Annotated in this window: 3 protein-coding genes; all 3 read right to left on the bottom strand. The window is 70.3% G+C overall.

Going from position 1 to position 2,369, the window contains the following annotated elements; translation table 11 throughout:
- Nucleotides 1-172 precede the first annotated feature (172 nt).
- Nucleotides 173-1,516, bottom strand: coding sequence for a DivIVA domain-containing protein (locus ABZ641_RS33385; RefSeq protein ID WP_344627431.1), 1,344 nt, complete (start codon nt 1,514-1,516; stop codon nt 173-175).
- 49 nt (nt 1,517-1,565) lie between these two features.
- Complete coding sequence (locus ABZ641_RS33390; protein WP_030262809.1) at nt 1,566-1,856, bottom strand: YggT family protein; 291 nt, start codon at nt 1,854-1,856, stop codon at nt 1,566-1,568.
- 75 nt (nt 1,857-1,931) lie between these two features.
- A partial coding sequence (gene sepF / locus ABZ641_RS33395) for a cell division protein SepF (RefSeq protein WP_359987984.1) occupies nt 1,932-2,369 on the bottom strand: 438 nt, incomplete at its 5' end.

Consider the following 2,369-nt stretch of genomic DNA (forward strand, 5'->3'; position numbering starts at 1 on the left):
GGGAACTGCGCAATTCGGATGCGGTCATCCTTCCGAATCGCGCAGTTCCCCGCGCCCCTCTTCGTGGTCGGCCGCACTCGGCCGGGAGGTACCCCCACGCGCCCCCGAACACACGAGGGCGCCCCCGCCGTGATGTCGATCACAGTGGGGGCGCCCTCGATGTGGGTGGTGCTTAGTTGTCGCCGTCCTCGTCGATGAGGAAGCCCCGCATCGGGGCCGGCGCCTGCTGCATCGGCTGCGGCGGCTGCGGGCGGACCGCGGCCATCGGCTGCGTCATCCCGGCGGGAGCCATCTGCGCGGCACCGCTGCCGCCCGGCTGGCCGCCGAAGCTCGGGCTGTTGCCGCCACCGAAGGAGTTCCCGCCGAAGGACTGGCCGTTGCCGCCGAACGACGGCTGGTTGCCGCCGAAGGAGGACTGGCCGCCGAAGCTGGAACCGGTGCCCACCGAGGAGGTGGCCGGCGACATCGACGACGCCGCCGGGGGCAGCGAGGCGGTGGCCGGGATCCGCGGCGGGGCCAGCGAGTCGTCCGCCTGCGACTCCAGCTGGCGCAGCTGGGTCTCCAGGTAGGACTTCAGGCGGGTCCGGTACTCGCGCTCGAAGGCGCGCAGGTCCTCGACCTTGCGCTCCAGCGTGGCGCGGGCGGACTCCAGCGAGCCCATGGCGACGCGGTGCTTCTCCTGGGCGTCCCGCTCCAGGGCGTCGGCCTTGGCGCGGGCGTCCCGCTCCAGGCCCTCGGCGCGGCTGCGGGCCTCGCCGACGATCTTGTTGGCCTCGGAACGCGCCTCGGAGATCGCCTGGTCGGCGGTCTGCTGGGCGAGGGCGAGCACGCGGGCGGCGCTGTCGCCGCCGGGCTGCTGCTGCGGCTGGCCCATCGGGCCGCCGAGCGGGCCGCCCATCGGCTGGCCCATCGGCTGGCCCATGGGCTGACCCATCGGGCCGCCCATCGGCGCGAGCTGCTGCTGGCCGCCCATGGTCTGGCCCATCGGCTGACCCATCGGGCCGCCCATCGGCTGCAGCATCTGACCGCCCATCGGCTGGACCAGCTGCTGCTGGCCGCCCATGGTCTGCATCGGCTGGGGCTGGCCCATCTGCTGGGGCTGGCCCATCTGCTGCGGCTGGCCCATCTGACCGGCGCCGGGGCCGGGCGGGAGGGCGGGGGCGCCGGAGGGCAGGCCGAGGGGCTGGTTGCCCATCTGCTGCTGCGGGCCGCCCATCTGCGGACCGGGGCCCTGCTGCTGGCCGGGCACCGGGGGACCGGATATGGCGGCGGGCACGGGGGCGCCGGCGGGACGGGCGTCCTGCGGCGGCTCCTTGCGCATGTTGGCCTGGTTCTGCGCGGCGGCACGCGTGGCGGCGGCCAGCTTGGCGCGCAGGTCCTCGTTCTCGCGCAGCAGGCGGGTCAGCTCGGCTTCGACCTCGTCGAGGAAGGCATCGACCTCGTCCTCGTCATAGCCTTCGCGCAGCCGGACGGTCGTGAACTGCTTGTTCCGAACGTCCTCGGGGGTCAATGGCATCTCTTCACCTCAACGTGATCGTCGGCACTCCGGAATCCTGTCGCATCGCTCACAACGACAGGGACCGCACGAGCGAGATCAGGACATACACAATGATCATCAGTACGAAGAAGGACAGGTCGAGCGCCACGCCCCCGAGACGCAACGGCGGGATGAAGCGCCGAAGAAGCTTGAGCGGCGGATCCGTGACAGTGTACGTGGCCTCCAGGACCAGGACCATGGCCCTTCCCGGCCGCCACGAGCGCGCGAACTGGAAGACCCAGTCCATCACGAGGCGGAAGAGCAGGATGAGCAGGAAGACTGTCAGCGCGTAGTAAAGCACCGCCCCGACGATCCCCATCTCGTCTCCCTCTCCTGGTCATCAGCCCGTCGGTGACGCACTGTCGATCGATCCACACGTAAAGTCGTGGCCGGGTCAGCTCTGGTTGAAGAACCCACCCTCGGCGATCCGAGCCTTGTCCTCCGCCGTGACATCGACGTTAGCAGGAGACAGGAGGAACACCTTCTGTGTCACGCGCTCGATACTGCCGTGCAGACCGAAGACGAGTCCAGCCGCGAAGTCTACGAGCCGCTTGGCGTCCGTGTCGTCCATCTCGGTCAAATTCATGATCACGGGTGTGCCGTCGCGGAACTGTTCCCCGATGGTACGGGCCTCGTTGTAGGTCCTCGGGTGCAGTGTGGTGATGCGGTAGGGCTCTCGTTCGTTCACTACCTTGGGCATGATCACCGGGGAGCTCTTCTCCAGGTTCTGGCGGCGGTCGGGTGTGATGGACGACACGGGCGCCATCCGCGGCGCCTCCTGCCGGATCGGGACGGCGGCCGGGACGGGCTGCGTCGCGATGTGCGCGACCGG

The organism is Kitasatospora sp. NPDC007106 (genome assembly GCF_040634455.1).
GTDB classification, from domain to species: Bacteria; Actinomycetota; Actinomycetes; order Streptomycetales; family Streptomycetaceae; genus Kitasatospora; species Kitasatospora arboriphila.

Bases quoted from the DNA above. Each gene is read 5' to 3' on its own strand.
- ABZ641_RS33385 (WP_344627431.1), bottom strand. From the start codon at position 1,516: ATGCCATTGACCCCCGAGGACGTTCGGAACAAGCAGTTCACGACCGTC.
- ABZ641_RS33390 (WP_030262809.1), bottom strand. From the start codon at position 1,856: ATGGGGATCGTCGGGGCGGTGCTTTACTACGCGCTGACAGTCTTCCTG.